9 protein-coding genes are annotated in these 14,143 nt (G+C 43.2%); 6 read left to right on the forward strand and 3 right to left on the reverse strand.

Features of this window, described 5'->3' with window-relative positions:
• Nucleotides 1-84: 84 nt before the first annotated feature.
• Nucleotides 85-1,701 carry a Na/Pi cotransporter family protein gene (locus WAE57_RS07820; protein ID WP_337709810.1) on the forward strand — a complete coding sequence of 539 codons (1,617 nt, stop codon included), beginning with the start codon at nucleotides 85-87 and terminating at the stop codon, nucleotides 1,699-1,701.
• A 739-nt stretch (nucleotides 1,702-2,440) separates the two neighbouring features.
• A complete protein-coding gene (locus tag WAE57_RS07825; protein ID WP_337709813.1) occupies nucleotides 2,441-3,811 on the forward strand; it encodes an MFS transporter in 1,371 nt (456 codons plus the stop codon).
• A gap of 300 nt (nucleotides 3,812-4,111) precedes the next feature.
• Here WAE57_RS07825 and WAE57_RS07830 read toward each other — a convergent pair whose 3' ends face one another.
• A complete protein-coding gene (locus WAE57_RS07830) occupies nucleotides 4,112-4,804 on the reverse strand; it encodes a TIGR04219 family outer membrane beta-barrel protein (protein ID WP_337709815.1) in 693 nt (230 codons plus the stop codon).
• A gap of 610 nt (nucleotides 4,805-5,414) precedes the next feature.
• Between WAE57_RS07830 and WAE57_RS07835 the strand changes: the two genes are divergently transcribed.
• Entirely contained in the window at nucleotides 5,415-6,893 is a 1,479-nt protein-coding gene (locus WAE57_RS07835) for a sodium-dependent transporter (RefSeq protein WP_337709816.1), read from the forward strand.
• Nucleotides 6,894-6,903: 10 nt separating this feature from the next.
• Nucleotides 6,904-7,047 (forward strand): methionine/alanine import family NSS transporter small subunit, encoded by a 144-nt coding sequence (locus tag WAE57_RS07840; RefSeq protein ID WP_086176585.1) that lies wholly within the window; start codon nucleotides 6,904-6,906, stop codon nucleotides 7,045-7,047.
• A 205-nt stretch (nucleotides 7,048-7,252) separates the two neighbouring features.
• Here WAE57_RS07840 and rsmB read toward each other — a convergent pair whose 3' ends face one another.
• Together rsmB and fmt are read right to left on the reverse strand one after the other, a co-directional pair.
• Entirely contained in the window at nucleotides 7,253-8,560 is a 1,308-nt protein-coding gene (rsmB, locus tag WAE57_RS07845; protein WP_086176584.1) for a 16S rRNA (cytosine(967)-C(5))-methyltransferase RsmB, read from the reverse strand.
• Nucleotides 8,560-9,522 carry a methionyl-tRNA formyltransferase gene (fmt, locus tag WAE57_RS07850; RefSeq protein ID WP_337709822.1) on the reverse strand — a complete coding sequence of 321 codons (963 nt, stop codon included), beginning with the start codon at nucleotides 9,520-9,522 and terminating at the stop codon, nucleotides 8,560-8,562. Before fmt ends, rsmB begins: the two co-directional genes overlap by 1 nt.
• A 379-nt stretch (nucleotides 9,523-9,901) precedes the next feature.
• On the opposite strand from fmt, the gene ilvD (WAE57_RS07855) reads away from it, so the two are divergent.
• Together ilvD (WAE57_RS07855) and ilvD (WAE57_RS07860) are read left to right on the forward strand one after the other, a co-directional pair.
• Nucleotides 9,902-11,731 carry a dihydroxy-acid dehydratase gene (gene ilvD / locus WAE57_RS07855; protein ID WP_337709824.1) on the forward strand — a complete coding sequence of 610 codons (1,830 nt, stop codon included), beginning with the start codon at nucleotides 9,902-9,904 and terminating at the stop codon, nucleotides 11,729-11,731.
• A 699-nt stretch (nucleotides 11,732-12,430) separates the two neighbouring features.
• Nucleotides 12,431-14,116, forward strand: coding sequence for a dihydroxy-acid dehydratase (gene ilvD / locus WAE57_RS07860; protein WP_337709826.1), 1,686 nt, complete (start codon nucleotides 12,431-12,433; stop codon nucleotides 14,114-14,116).
• Nucleotides 14,117-14,143: the final 27 nt, after the last annotated feature.

Genomic DNA, 14,143 nt, shown 5'->3' on the forward strand with positions numbered 1-14,143 from the left:
CTATAAACTACAAATGATTTGTTAAGCTGAGTTGATTCTCAGTTATCTTATTTAAATGATGAAAATTATAAAAAAGAGGTGAGCGTGTTTGAGGTATTCATACAACTCTGTGGTGGGATAGGCTTATTTCTGCTGGGCATGACTTTGATGACCGATAGCTTGAAAGATATAGCGGGTGAATCACTTAGACAATGGCTAGGAAGGTTCACAGGCTCACCTCTAAAAGCAATGAGTTCAGGCATTATCTTTACCCTAATTGTTCAGTCTTCAACCGCCACAACGCTCGCGACGATTGGTTTCGTGAGTGCTGGGATTCTAACCTTTGCACAGTCGGTTGGGGTAATTATTGGTGCGAATATTGGCACGACCAGCACAGGCTGGATGGTAGCACTCTTAGGTGTAAAATTTTCAATTGGGCAGTTTGCCTTACCTATGATTGCATTAGGAGCATTATTAAAAATTTTGGCTCAGGGCCGGGCTGCCCTGACAGGGTTGGTGATTGCAGGCTTTGGTTTACTTTTCTTTGGTATTGAATTATTGCAAGTAGCGATGTCTGGTCTGTCTGATCGTATTGATCTTTCAGTATTCACCACTGAAAGCTTTTTCTCCAAGCTTTTACTGGTCATGATTGGCTTGGTTATGACAGTAATTTTGCAGTCATCAAGTGCTGCAATTACAGCGACAATTACTGCATTGGCTAGTCAGGTCATTCAGCTGGAGCAAGCACTTTTGCTGGTCATTGGAGAAAATATTGGAACTGTGGCTACTGCAGTACTAGCCGCCATCGGTGCCAATAGCAATGCACAAAGAACGGCTGCCGTGCATGTAGGCTTTAATATTATGAGTGCCATATTTGCATTTTTTGTATTGTATCCTTTGTTTCTTTGGTTGTACCCACGAAGTGGATGGCTCTCTTCTTGGGATGCGGTGGTGATTGTGGCTGCTTTTCATACTGCTTTTAGTTTATGCGGGGCAGTTTTATTAATGCCTTTTATTGATCAATTTAAGCAGTTTTTGACTAAACTGATTCCATCAGATGAAGACAGTTTGATTCAGTCTCTTGATGAATCTAGCCTTTCAGTTCCTGCGGTAGCTATAGCGAATGCAGAACATGTAATCTTTCAAATTATTTGGCAACAATATAGATGGTTTATTGAAGCGTTTAAAGATGGGAAGCTGGTTGCAGCCAATCAACTTAAGCAGCAAGATGAACTCATCAAAAAACTTAAGGAATATTTAACAAAAATATCGGTACCTGAAAACACTGAAGAGCAAAAAAATTTATTGGCATTGCTTAGAATAATGGTTTATCTAAACGTGTTACGCAGTGATTTGGAACAGTTGTTTTATAGTTTGGATATCCGGACGCAGCCTTCTCTTTATCAGGTTGCATTAGACTTCGGTGAAATTCTTGGTAATTATTGGCATGCTGCAGCGGATTTGTCGATGGATGAGAAAAATCGACTACTGCACGATGAGTTGATTTTTCTCGAAAATTGGACTAAACAGCATCATGCTGAGCTTCGTGAAAAGATCAATCAGTATGCTGCCAGTCATCATTCAGGTGCAGCCAGAATCCTGGAATTACTTGCAGCACATCGCTGGTTGGATCGGCTAATTGCACATAGTCAGCGCTTTGTAAATGTTCTATGTGAAAAGGAAATCAGGACGGATAAGGTAACAGACGACTTGCGTGCTTAAGTGCTGGATGTAAGCCTTCTTTCAAGGTTGGATGATAAAAAGTTTATGCAGTGCTTCATCTACACTGACTTTGGCATTGATCATCCAAGCCAACAGATGGGCAGAGTGTTTAGCTGTAGAACTGAATATTTTTCTCTATAAAATCAAGCGTTTTTAACCATCGACATAGGTTTCAGCAGCTTTGTCTTGCCAATAAGAAAGAGATTGAGCTGTACTGAAATATAACGGTTAGATCAAAGAACAAGCCCTCACTTCTGTCGAGGCTTTTTTATACAAACTGTTGAAGTATAGCTGCCATCATCTCTCACAATTCTCATATTCCGGCCAGTCAGTGTAGTTTTTATTAAATTACGCTTTCACGTTATAGACCTGTCCAATTTTCTTTACTTAAAAGCGGGGGAATTAGATCATGATGTGAGAAAACTTGCTCTTGTCATTTTATGATCTTCGCTCTACAAACTCTGACAATCTTTCAATCAAACCTTCTTTAGTCTAATACGGAATTTTAAATTTTTTAATATATTGTTTTAAATGATAAAAATAACAGTGAACGAAAGTTCACCCCAAAAAATGTAACAAAAAGCCTTAATTTTAGTCTATTGGGGTCTGACATTTTCTGCCAAAAAATATTTGTCATACTTTGAAGGTATGGATTTATGCCTTTCAGGTTTTGGACAAAATTCCGCCTAAAACTCATTGTAAGTTGAAACTTAAGTCTCACAACTGGAGGTGAGTACAAATGACAGCGACAACAATGAATGTAAATGCTGTAGTGGACCAAGCCAAGTTTAAGTCGTTTCATTTGAAACTTGTGCTGTGGTGCCTGTTTATCGTCTTATTTGATGGTTACGATTTAGCAATTAATGGGGTGGTCTTGCCCTTACTGATGAAAGAATGGGGCATGAGTGCCGTACAGGCCGGTATGTTGGCGAGTACCGCCTTAGCTGGCATGATGTTTGGTGCAATGGGCTTTGGCATGCTGGCGGACAAAATTGGCCGCAAAAAAGTGATCTTAATTTGCGTTTCATTGTTCAGTCTGTTTACTTTCTTAGGCGGATTTTCCTCTAATCCACTAGAATTTGGAGTATTACGTTTTGTTGCAGGTCTGGGCATTGGCGGCGTATTGCCGAATTTAGTGGCTTTAACTTCCGAATATGCACCGCAACGTGTGCGCAGTACTTTAGTGACCACCATGTTCAGCGGCTATGCCATGGGCGGGATTATGGCAGCTTTGTGCGGAACATGGTTTACCGCAGACTATGGCTGGCAAATCATGTTCCAGATTGCGGTTATTCCTTTACTGTTTGTGCCATTGTTCTGGAAATTCCTGCCGGAATCTTTAATATTTCTGGTTAAAGCAAAGAAACAAGATCAGGCGCGTTATTTTTTACAAAAAGTTGAACCGGCTGCGCAAGTATCAGCAGATACACAATTGGTTTTAGCTTCGAATGATCAAAGCGGAAGTACCTCAGTAAAAGAATTGTTCACTGAAAATCGTGCTGTAGGAACATTCCTGTTTTGGCTTGCGTTCTTCATGTGCTTATTAATGCTTTATGCATTAGGCAGCTGGTTGCCAAAACTGATGATGGCAGCGGGTTATTCTTTAGGCAGCAGCTTAATGTTTTTACTGGCATTGAATGTGGGAGCAGTGATTGGAACAATCAGTGGAGGGGTTTTAGCTGACCGTTTTGACTTTAAACGCGTTCTGATCAGTATGTTAATTGTAGGCGTACTTTCTTTAGTTGGATTAGGCTTCAATTCGCCACAGCCGGTTATTTATTTACTGGTCAGTCTGGCAGGTGCATCCTCAATTGGCAGCAGCATTCTACTGTATAGTTATGTTGCACAGTATTATCCGGTGGCAGTACGTTCAACGGGTATAGGCTGGGCATCGGCAGTGGGCCGTACCGGGGCGATTGTCGGTCCAATCGTGATTGGCATGCTTTTGGGTATGGAGCTGCCGCATAAATGGAATTTTATCGCTGTTGCCATTCCTGGAATTATTGGGGCAATTGCCATATTCTTGATTCGTACACCTAAAAAAGTTCAAGTTGAAGCACAACCAGCCGTTTTGGCCGCGGCAAAACCTCGTCGTTCTTATAGCAGCTAAGTTTTTGCAGTGAACTGATTGAATAGCAAAAGCCTCTTTCGAGAGGCTTTTTTTATTTTAGATGTGATAAATATGTAACAGTGCAGCCATAAAAAAGCCCCGACATCCTGTCGAGGCTTTTTCGTATTCGTTAAAGGTATCACTCCTGTTCTACCTCAGCGTCCAGCTGCTTTATACTTTTATTATTTTTGTTTTTTAGAAACATCCTGTTTCTGTATGAGTTCAATATAGTCTGAATTCAGTTTCAGGCCTAGCCTTCATTTTCTGCAGTCTGTGTAAGCAAAAGCGTACAGTATTGCTTTAAAAATGTGCTTCTACGCCAAGATAGGGACCTTTAAATTTAAGTTTGGTTTCTGCATTTGAACCTTCTTCCAGCTGAATGTCCAAAATGCGATATCCGACTTTAGCACCCACGTCCACCAACACGCTATCGATGAAGTTGTATTTGAGTTCTGCCTGAGCATCGGTAATTTGCTCATCATTCAGTGCAGCAAAACTGGCTTCGGCACCCACACTTAGACCGGTAAAGGGCAGTTTTACCCCAGCCTGGGCATAAAGCATAGGGATCGTACTACTCACGTCCAAGGTGTTGGTAACGTTCTGAACAATATCTCCGCTCAGGTGTTTGGCTCCAAAACCCACATCGGCAGAGACAATATTGTCCAGCACTTCGTAATAGAGAATGAAATTTGTATAAGTGAGATCGACCTGATGGCTGTTTACTCCGGCAAAACTTTGCTCACTGTCTGCCTGTAAATGGCTATGCTTAATTTTTGCATTGGGTAAAAATGGCACCGGATGTTCAACTGCAATCGAGAATGACAGACCGTGATCATCTTGCATTTGTGCTTGTGGAAGTGGCGATGCCGGCTCGGTTAAATCGGTGCTATAGTTCCAGTAATCAATACTGCCTTTAACCGCAATCACGTCGGCTTGAGCAGAACTGAAAGCACCCAGTCCAAGGGTTAGGCAAAGAATTTTGAATGGTTGCATGAGAATCCTGAAGTTGTGTAATCCATTATTTTTGGAAAATCTTTTTGTTACTTAAATAGCATGAGTTGAGATCCAACTCAGCGCATCATATAGTGAATGATAGAAAATTGCATTGTGGTTAGTTCTCAAAATTAAAGCAAATTTAATCCAAAGCAGAGGGCAAAATATTTGAAAATGCCATGACTGCGTTGTCTATTTTTAAAACGTTAAAAAATAACGGACAATGAGATTATTGAATAACCCTAAGCTTTTATTTTAAATTAGTTTATTCCAAAAAATTTTTTATTGAATGGTTAGAATGGCGTATAAATCAGCCGATTAAATGAATATTCGCATTCAATATATTATAAAAAATAGATGCGTCGTAGAGAAATTACAGAAATTATTTTTAAAAGTGAGTATTGTTAAATTCATACAAAAGATGAGCTTGGATTTAAATTTTTAACCAAGATTCAATTTCAGGCTAATCTGTTTGCCATTTAGAACACGGCACCTACAAGGTGTGACCTCTAAATCAGACACAAGAATTATTTTTAAAGGTACTTTTTTTGCTCGCGATATAACCCAGATAACAAGCAGCATCTAAAGATACCTAAGGTTTAGGTGTTTTATGACAGATTCTCGTGAAAACTGGTCATCACGATCCGGCTTTATTATTGCCGCGGTCGGATCGGCTGTCGGTTTAGGTAATATTTGGCGTTTCCCCTACGTGGCCTATGAAAATGGCGGTGGCGCGTTTCTTATCCCTTATTTGATTGCTTTAATTACTGCAGGCTTACCGCTGTTATTTCTTGATTATGCAGTCGGGCATAGAAGTAATAGCTCACCGCCAAAAGCCTATCGCAAACTGTTCCGTGGTGGTGAAACCCTGGGATGGTGGCAAGTGAGTGTGTGTATCATCATTGGCCTTTACTATGCCAGCGTTTTGACCTGGGCAGGCAGTTATGTGTACTTCTCCATTGGCCAGATGTGGGGCAGTGATCCGGAAGGTTTCTTCTTTAAAACCTATTTACAAACCTCCGAAGCCGCAAGTTTTGACCCACGTTTTGTCAGCCATATTTTCTGGCCATTGGCAGGAATTTGGGCCTTAACCCTGGTGATTTTATACGGTGGGGTAAAAAAGGGTGTGGAACTTTCCAACAAGATTTTCATGCCATTACTGTTTGTTTTATTTACTATTCTGGTGATTCAAGCGCTTCGTTTACCGGGTGCGGTCGATGGCTTAAATGCCTTCTTTACCCCGAACTGGGCAGCCATGATGGACTACAAGGTGTGGTTGGCAGCGTATGGTCATACCTTCTTCTCGCTTTCAGTCGGTTTCGGGATCATGGTGACTTATGCCTCTTACTTAAAGCCGAAAACCAATTTAACCGGTTCGGGTTTAATCGTGGGCTTTGCCAATGCTTCTACGGAAATTCTAGCCGGTATCGGGATTTTCTCGGCGCTGGGCTTTATGGCCTATACCGCGAACAGCAATGTTCAGGATGTGGTGAGTGGCGGTATTGGTCTGGCATTTATTGCGTTTCCTAAAATCATTTCCAGCCTGGGTGCGGGTGCAGACCTGTTCGGTATCCTGTTCTTCTCTTCACTGTTTGTCGCAGGGATTTCATCTATGGTCAGTATTTTGGAAGTTCCAATTGCTGCCATGATGGACAAGCTGAAATGGGGCCGCAAGAAAGCGGTCACCATTGTCGGTGGCGGTAGTGCTGCTGTATCGATCATTTTATTTTCCAGCGTGAATTCGATTAAACTGGTGGATATCATTGATCACTTCATTAATAACATTGGCATTATCGGTGGTGCGTTGATTTCAATTATCAGTATTGCCTGGTTCAAGCGTTCGGCACTGGCCGAGATCCGGGATCACGTGAATGCCATTTCAACTGTGCAATTGGGCAAAGGTTGGGATTTCACTTTAACCGTGATTACCTCTTTGATTTTGCTGGTAACTTTAGGTATGACCATCTTTAACTTGTTATTAAAAGGTTATGGTGATTATAGTATCAGTATGCAGTGGTTATTTGGCTGGGGCTGCGTGATTTTCTGTGCTGTGGTGGCATTTGTTTTAGCCAAAATGAAAGATCGCTAGGAGAATAAACATGAATACTTCTGCAATCATCATGATGATAATTTCCATGCTGTTTTTGTGGGGCGGACTGGTGTTATCCATTCTGCACTTGATGAAACATCCTGAAGAGCTGGATGAGGTTCTTGAAGAAGTCAAAGATCAACATACGCTTTAAATCCGCGAATACTTCAGTTTATACTGTTACAAATGAAAGCCATTATCATTTAAGATGATGGCTTTCTTGTTTTTAAAATGGAGCATAGCAATGCACACCATTTTGCAGCATCAAGTCTGGATCGCATTTGCAGTGACCTTTCTGGCAGGACGGAACACACCAATAAAAAAGGTGGCTCAAAAGCCACCTTTTTTTGCATTTCAGCTTAAGCCGTTTTTTCAATTCGGCAATAGAAGAAACCATCGCCATAACCCACTTTCGGGAATAATTGACGACCGTGAATTTGTTCAATGCCCCAATCGGCTTCAATTTTCACTTCTTTGGCATCTGGATGGGTGGCGAAGAACTCGACCATTTGCTGTTCATTTTCTGCTTTTAAAATCGAGCAGGTGATGTAAAGTAAGGTGCCACCGACTTTCAGTTGCTGCCACATGTTTTCCAAAATTTGCTTTTGTAAAACTACTGTTTTGGCAATATCGCCAGATTGACGCAATAAACGGATATCTGGGTGACGACGCATGACACCAACAGCTGTACATGGTGCATCCAGTACGATGCAATCTGCAAGTTCAGGTGCTGTATAAGTCACAGCATCGGCGGTTTTGAGTTCTACATGCTTGCCGTCTAGAACCAAACGATCAAGGTTTTCCACCACGCGCTTCAGGCGTTTTTCATCCTGGTCTAGCGCGATGAGTTTCTTAGGCTGGAACTTCTCTAAAATGTGCGCCGTCTTGCCGCCCGGTGCTGCACAGGCATCAATCACAAATTTACCATCAAGGTTTGGTAGTAAAGTTGCGCAGAGTTGCGCGTGTTCATCCTGTACCGAAAAACCGCCTGCTTCAAAGCCCGGAAGGCTAGGAACATGCAAACTTTCATCCATCACAATACCGACTTCTGAAATTTCACAACGATGTGCATCGATGCCTTCATCTTCCAGAATATCCAGATATTCGTCACGGCTGACTTGGCGTGTGTTGACACGTAAGGTCAGTGGCGCAATTTGTTTAAGTTCATAGCTGAGTTCATCAAACTGTTCGCCCCAGTCTTTTTTCAGACGTTTAGATAACCAGCTTGGTAAATTGGTGGCTTGCTCAAGTACGTCATAGAACTGCTCAGTTTCACGTGTCGCACGGCGTAAAATCGCATTGATTAAGCCACTGAGACTTCCCATACCGAGTTGTTTTGCAGCTTCTACAGTTTCAGAAATCGCAGCGTGAGCAGCTACACGGGTACATAAGAGTTGGTATAAACCAAGGTATAAACATGTTTCAACCACTTGGTTATCAACAGGTTTAGAAAGCAAAGGTAAAGTCAGCTGTTTCAATGCATACCATTGACGTAAACAACCCAGTACCAATTCATGGAACAAAGCACGGTCTTTGTCTGACACAATGTTCATTTGCTGCGCCAGCACAGATTGCAGCGATTGACCATTTTGGACAGCCAATAACGTCTTCACCACCTGAGCACGTAAATTGAGATCTCGGGTAGAGGCGTTGGGAGATTGCTTCATTATAAAATTTGTCCAATAGTCAGTTTTTGGGTTTGTAAAATTTGTACAGGGTTAAGCGGTTTCGCACCCGGCCATTGTAACGAGCTTAAAATAATCACGCTGCCATTGGCACAGGCAACATGCACGCCTTTTTTATCAATGGCAAGGATTTCACCTGCTTGAGCTTGAGGGGCAGCAGAGGCTTCTGAAAGTTCTGAATGCCAAACACGCAAGTTGTTTTGTTCGTCTAACTGAATGAATGCCACAGGCCACGGATTAAACGCGCGAATATTACGGTCAATTTGCACAGCATCAATTGACCAATCAATTTTAGCTTCTGCTTTTGAAAGTTTATGTGCGTAAACAGTCAATGCTTCATCTTGCACTTCACGCGTATCTAAATAATGCTGCAAGCTTTGTTCAGACGCTAAAACAGCAGCAATTGCAGTTGCACCTTGTTCTGCAAGTTTGTCGTGCAAGCTTGCTGAAGTGTCGCTTGCTTCAATCGGGCAGATGGTTTTAAACATCATATCACCGGTGTCGAGTCCAGCGGCCATTTTCATAATGGTCACGCCAGTTTCCGCATCGCCTGTGGCAATGGCACGTTGAATTGGTGCCGCACCGCGCCAACGTGGCAATAAAGATCCGTGAATATTCAAGCAACCATATTTAGGTGTGTCTAACACCACTTGCGGTAGAATTAAACCATAGGCTGCCACCACCATCACGTCGGCATTTAACGCAGCCAGTTCAGCTTGTGCAGCCAAGCCTTCTTCAGTCGAAGATTTAAAATGAAGTGGCTGGTAGACCGCAATGTTATGTTCAAGTGCCAGCTGTTTTACAGCAGAAGCAGTGAGTTTTTGTCCTCGTCCAGCTTTGCGGTCCGGTTGAGTATAGACCGCAACAATTTCATGTTCGGTTTTAAGCAGTGCAGCCAATGCAGTGGCGGCAAATTCTGGTGTACCCGCAAAGATGATTTTCACACAAAAGCTTCCAAATAAACGTGATGTCTATTATAAGGCAAAAGCATTTATTCACCTAAATTGAGTCTTAACGCATAGAGAAGATGCTTATTTTTATAAAAAAAAATTATGCAAAATTTAAAAATTATTCATGAAAGTTTTGTAATGAATTGGCAATGATGGCGTTATAGTAGATTTCATTAAAGATTTTTGTCATCAGATCGTCGAGACACATCCATCGATATATCGAGCATTCTATAGCATGAATTAGTCATCTTTAAAAACAATGACTTGTAGTATGATATGTTTAAAATTCGACTGATTTCATCTCTCGATCGTAAGATTTCGCCAGAGTGAATGAGCTCATTCAACTCAAGCACAACTTTGTTGGAATAACACAATGCCTGACTATCGTTCAAAAACATCGACACACGGAAGAAACATGGCGGGTGCGCGTGGCTTATGGCGCGCAACTGGAATGAAAGATGAGGACTTCGGTAAGCCAATTATTGCTGTCGTCAACTCATTCACGCAATTTGTTCCAGGTCACGTTCATTTAAAAGACCTTGGTCAACTCGTGGCTCGTCAAATTGAAGCGTCAGGTGGTGTGGCCAAAGAATTCAACACCATTGCAGTGGATGACGGCATCGCAATGGGCCATGACGGCATGCTGTATTCATTGCCTTCACGTGACTTGATCGCAGACTCTGTGGAATACATGGTTAGCGCGCACTGTGCCGATGCCATGGTGTGTATTTCTAACTGTGACAAAATCACCCCAGGGATGCTCATGGCTGCGATGCGCCTGAACATTCCGGTGGTATTCGTGTCTGGTGGTCCAATGGAAGCGGGTAAAGTCAAAATCCGTGGTAACGACAAAGCCATCGACTTGATTGACGCGATGATTGTTGCGGCAGATGACAACTATACCGACGAAGAAGTAGCTGAATACGAGCGTTCTGCATGTCCAACCTGTGGTTCATGTTCAGGCATGTTCACTGCCAACTCAATGAACTGCTTAACTGAAGCTTTGGGTCTGTCATTGCCAGGTAACGGTTCAACTTTGGCAACCCATGCCAACCGTAAAAAATTATTTGAACGTGCAGGCTCGTTAATTGTTGAATTGGCTAAACGCCACTATGAACAAGACGATTACAGCGTATTGCCACGTTCAATCGCAACCAAAGCATCCTATGAAAATGCCATGACTTTGGACATCGCCATGGGCGGTTCAACCAATACCGTACTGCACTTGTTAGCGGCTGCCAATGAAGCGGGTGTTGATTTCACTATGGATGATATCGACCGTTTATCACGTAAAGTACCGGTACTATGTAAAGTAGCACCAGCAAAACAAGACGTACATATGGAAGATGTGCATCGTGCCGGCGGTATTATGTCAATTCTGGGCGAACTGGACCGCGCAGGTCTGTTAATCACTGATGTTCCAACGGTTCATGAAAAAACCTTAAAAGACGCTTTGGATAAATGGGATATCATCCGTACTGAAGATCCGGACGTGTATCAATTCTTCCGTTCAGCACCGGGTGGCGTACCGACTCAAACAGCATTCTCGCAAGATCGCTACTATCAGACTTTAGATGGCAACCGTGAAACGGGTGTGATCCGTAATGCAGAACACGCCTTCTCGAAAGACGGTGGTTTGGCTGTACTTTACGGTAACATCGCGCTGGATGGCTGTATTGTAAAAACGGCTGGCGTTGATGACTCGATTCTGAAATTTAACGGTACAGCTCGCGTATTTGAAAGCCAGGATTCTGCGGTAGAGGCGATCTTGGGTAATGAAATTAAAGCCGGTGATGTAGTGGTGATTCGTTATGAAGGTCCACGTGGTGGTCCGGGTATGCAGGAAATGCTGTACCCAACCAGTTACCTGAAATCGAAAGGTTTGGGTAAGGAATGTGCCTTGCTGACTGACGGCCGTTTCTCGGGTGGTTCATCAGGTTTGTCGATTGGTCATGTTTCTCCTGAAGCAGCGGAAGGCGGTGCAATTGGTCTGGTTGAAGATGGTGACTTGATCGAAATTGATATTCCAAACCGTACCATTCACCTAGCTGTGGATGAAGCAACCATGGCTGCTCGCCGTGAAGTGCAAGAAGCCAAAGGCTGGCATCCGGTTGAAGAGCGTCCACGTAAAATTTCTAAAGCCTTGAAAGCGTATGCGATGCATACTACCAGTGCTGCGAAAGGTGCGGTACGTGAAATCTAAGCGGTAATTTTTGCAGATAAAAAGCACTCCATTGGGGGTGCTTTTTTATTTTAGAAATAAGTAGAATTTTAAAATCGTATTCGATACGCGGTAACGTCATCCGCAACTGTTCGAGGCAGACTGTAATTTTAAAATAAATGTTTCTGTGATGAGTCTTTTAATTGACAGCAGTGGTCGAGTTTTGTCGGTGAGGTGCATTGCACCGCAAGATGGTTTCCTTGCGAAGCTTCGCATCTCATTTTGACGAAACAAAAGTAACATACGAGCTCCGAATATTTAATTTTACTAAGTAAGACTCCGTCATGAGCTTCTAAACACTCAGGAACTTGTACTAATTAACCAATTAGAATTAGATTGCTTCCATAAATAAAAAAATGTTTGATATTAGGTGTTTTTAAGATTAGCACTGCCTCAGTTGACGGTTTGAGTTTTTATGTTTTCGTGTAAGCAATATTTCTACTTTTGAAAGATCAAAAGTAACAAAAATCTTTTGTCTCGCTGATGCTACTTCCCTGTAGCACAGCGAAACAGCGACATCCATGTCGCTCGGTCATGTGATTAAAGAGTTTTAAGAGTTCATCAAAAATATTTTTCTGCAGGGTAATTTCTTTTACATATCGTATGCCTTCTATACAATGATCTTAGAATAAATTACTAAAGACTGAAGCTTAAAATCGGTCATCGCCAAGGAAGAAACCAATGAGTAAAGATAATATCCGCGAGCACTCTGCCCCGGTTTACGAAGGTATTGAAAATGCGCCGGCACGTTCCATGATGCGCGCGACAGGTTTTAAAGATGCAGACTTTAGCCGTCCATTTATTGGCATTGCCTCGACTTGGGCCAATGTCACGCCGTGCAATATGCATATCGATGGCTTGGCGCGTGAAGTGGAAAAAGGCGTCAATGCCGCTAATGGTAAGGGCATTATTTTCAATACCATTACTATTTCTGACGGGATCTCCAATGGTACCGAAGGCATGAAATACTCTCTGGTTTCTCGTGAAATTATTGCCGACTCCATTGAAGCGGTGGTCGGCTGTCAGGCTTATGATGGCGTGATTGCGATTGGTGGCTGTGACAAGAACATGCCCGGTTGTATCATGGGGCTGGCGCGTTTAAATCGCCCGGGCCTGTTTATTTATGGTGGAACCATTAAACCGGGTGCCGGCCATACCGACATGATTTCGGTGTTTGAAGCTGTGGGCCAGCATGCCAAAGGTGAGATCAACGAAATTCAGGTCAAGCAGATTGAAGAAGTGGCGCTACCGGGACCGGGTTCCTGTGGCGGCATGTATACCGCCAACTCGATGGCCTCTGCCATTGAAGCACTTGGCATGAGCTTGCCGGGTTCATCAGCACAGGAAGCGGTGTCAGAAGAGAAAAAAATCGACTGTTTGCGTGCCGGTGAGGCCGTGATGAACCTGTTGCGTCTGGATATCAAGCCGCGTGACATTATGACCAAGGCGGCATTTGAAAATTCCATTAAAGTGCTGATTGCACTGGGTGGCTCAACCAATGGTGTGCTGCATTTACTGGCCATGGCGCATACCGCAGGTGTGGAACTGACCCTGGATGACTTTGTTCGTATAGGTAAAGATATTCCGGTGGTGGCAGATGTACGCCCATCAGGCAAATACCTGATGTCTGAACTGATCGCGATTGGCGGTATTCAGCCATTGATGAAGCGCATGTTGAATGCGGGCATGCTGGATGGTTCCTGTATGACTGTCACCGGTAAAACTTTGGCGGAAAACCTGGCGAATGTCGAAGACTATCCGGAAGGTCAGCAAATTATTCTGCCATTTGATGCCCCGATTAAAAAAGACTCGCATCTGGTGGTGCTAAAAGGCAACCTGTCACCGACCGGTGCGGTAGCAAAAATTACCGGTAAAGAAGGGCTGTATTTTGAAGGTCCGGCACGCGTGTTCGAAGGTGAAATTGGTGCCATGCGCGGTATTTTAGATGGCGAAGTACAGGAAGGTGAAGTGGTGGTAATTCGTGGTGAAGGGCCGAAAGGCGGACCCGGCATGCCGGAAATGCTGAAACCGACCTCTGCCATTATTGGTAAAGGACTCGGAAAATCTGTGGCACTACTCACCGATGGACGTTTCTCTGGAGGCAGTCATGGCTTTGTGATAGGGCATGTCACGCCTGAAGCCTATGAAGGCGGGCCGATTGGTCTGGTGAAAAATGGCGATAAAATTTCCATTAATGCCGAAACCCGGGAAATGACGCTGCATATTTCCGATGAAGAACTGGCAGCACGTAAAGCAGCCTGGGTCAAGCCGGAGCCGAATTATCGCTATGGCGCTTTGGCGAAGTTTGCCAAATTGACTACAGGTGCTGAAAAAGGGGCAGTGACCGATCTAAATTTAGATGTATAATTGATCATTACCTAACAAATTGTTATA

The sequence above is a fragment of the Acinetobacter sp. NS-4 genome, assembly GCF_037402435.1.
In the GTDB taxonomy this organism is placed as follows: domain Bacteria; phylum Pseudomonadota; class Gammaproteobacteria; order Pseudomonadales; family Moraxellaceae; genus Acinetobacter.

What these genes read in the sequence shown, in the direction of transcription:
- WAE57_RS07825 (WP_337709813.1), top strand. Translation starts at nt 2,441, where the DNA reads ATGACAGCGACAACAATGAATGTAAATGCTGTAGTGGACCAAGCCAAG.
- WAE57_RS07830 (WP_337709815.1), bottom strand. Translation starts at nt 4,804, where the DNA reads ATGCAACCATTCAAAATTCTTTGCCTAACCCTTGGACTGGGTGCTTTC.
- WAE57_RS07835 (WP_337709816.1), top strand. Translation starts at nt 5,415, where the DNA reads ATGACAGATTCTCGTGAAAACTGGTCATCACGATCCGGCTTTATTATT.
- WAE57_RS07840 (WP_086176585.1), top strand. Translation starts at nt 6,904, where the DNA reads ATGAATACTTCTGCAATCATCATGATGATAATTTCCATGCTGTTTTTG.
- rsmB (WP_086176584.1), bottom strand. Translation starts at nt 8,560, where the DNA reads ATGAAGCAATCTCCCAACGCCTCTACCCGAGATCTCAATTTACGTGCT.
- ilvD (WP_337709824.1), top strand. Translation starts at nt 9,902, where the DNA reads ATGCCTGACTATCGTTCAAAAACATCGACACACGGAAGAAACATGGCG.
- ilvD (WP_337709826.1), top strand. Translation starts at nt 12,431, where the DNA reads ATGAGTAAAGATAATATCCGCGAGCACTCTGCCCCGGTTTACGAAGGT.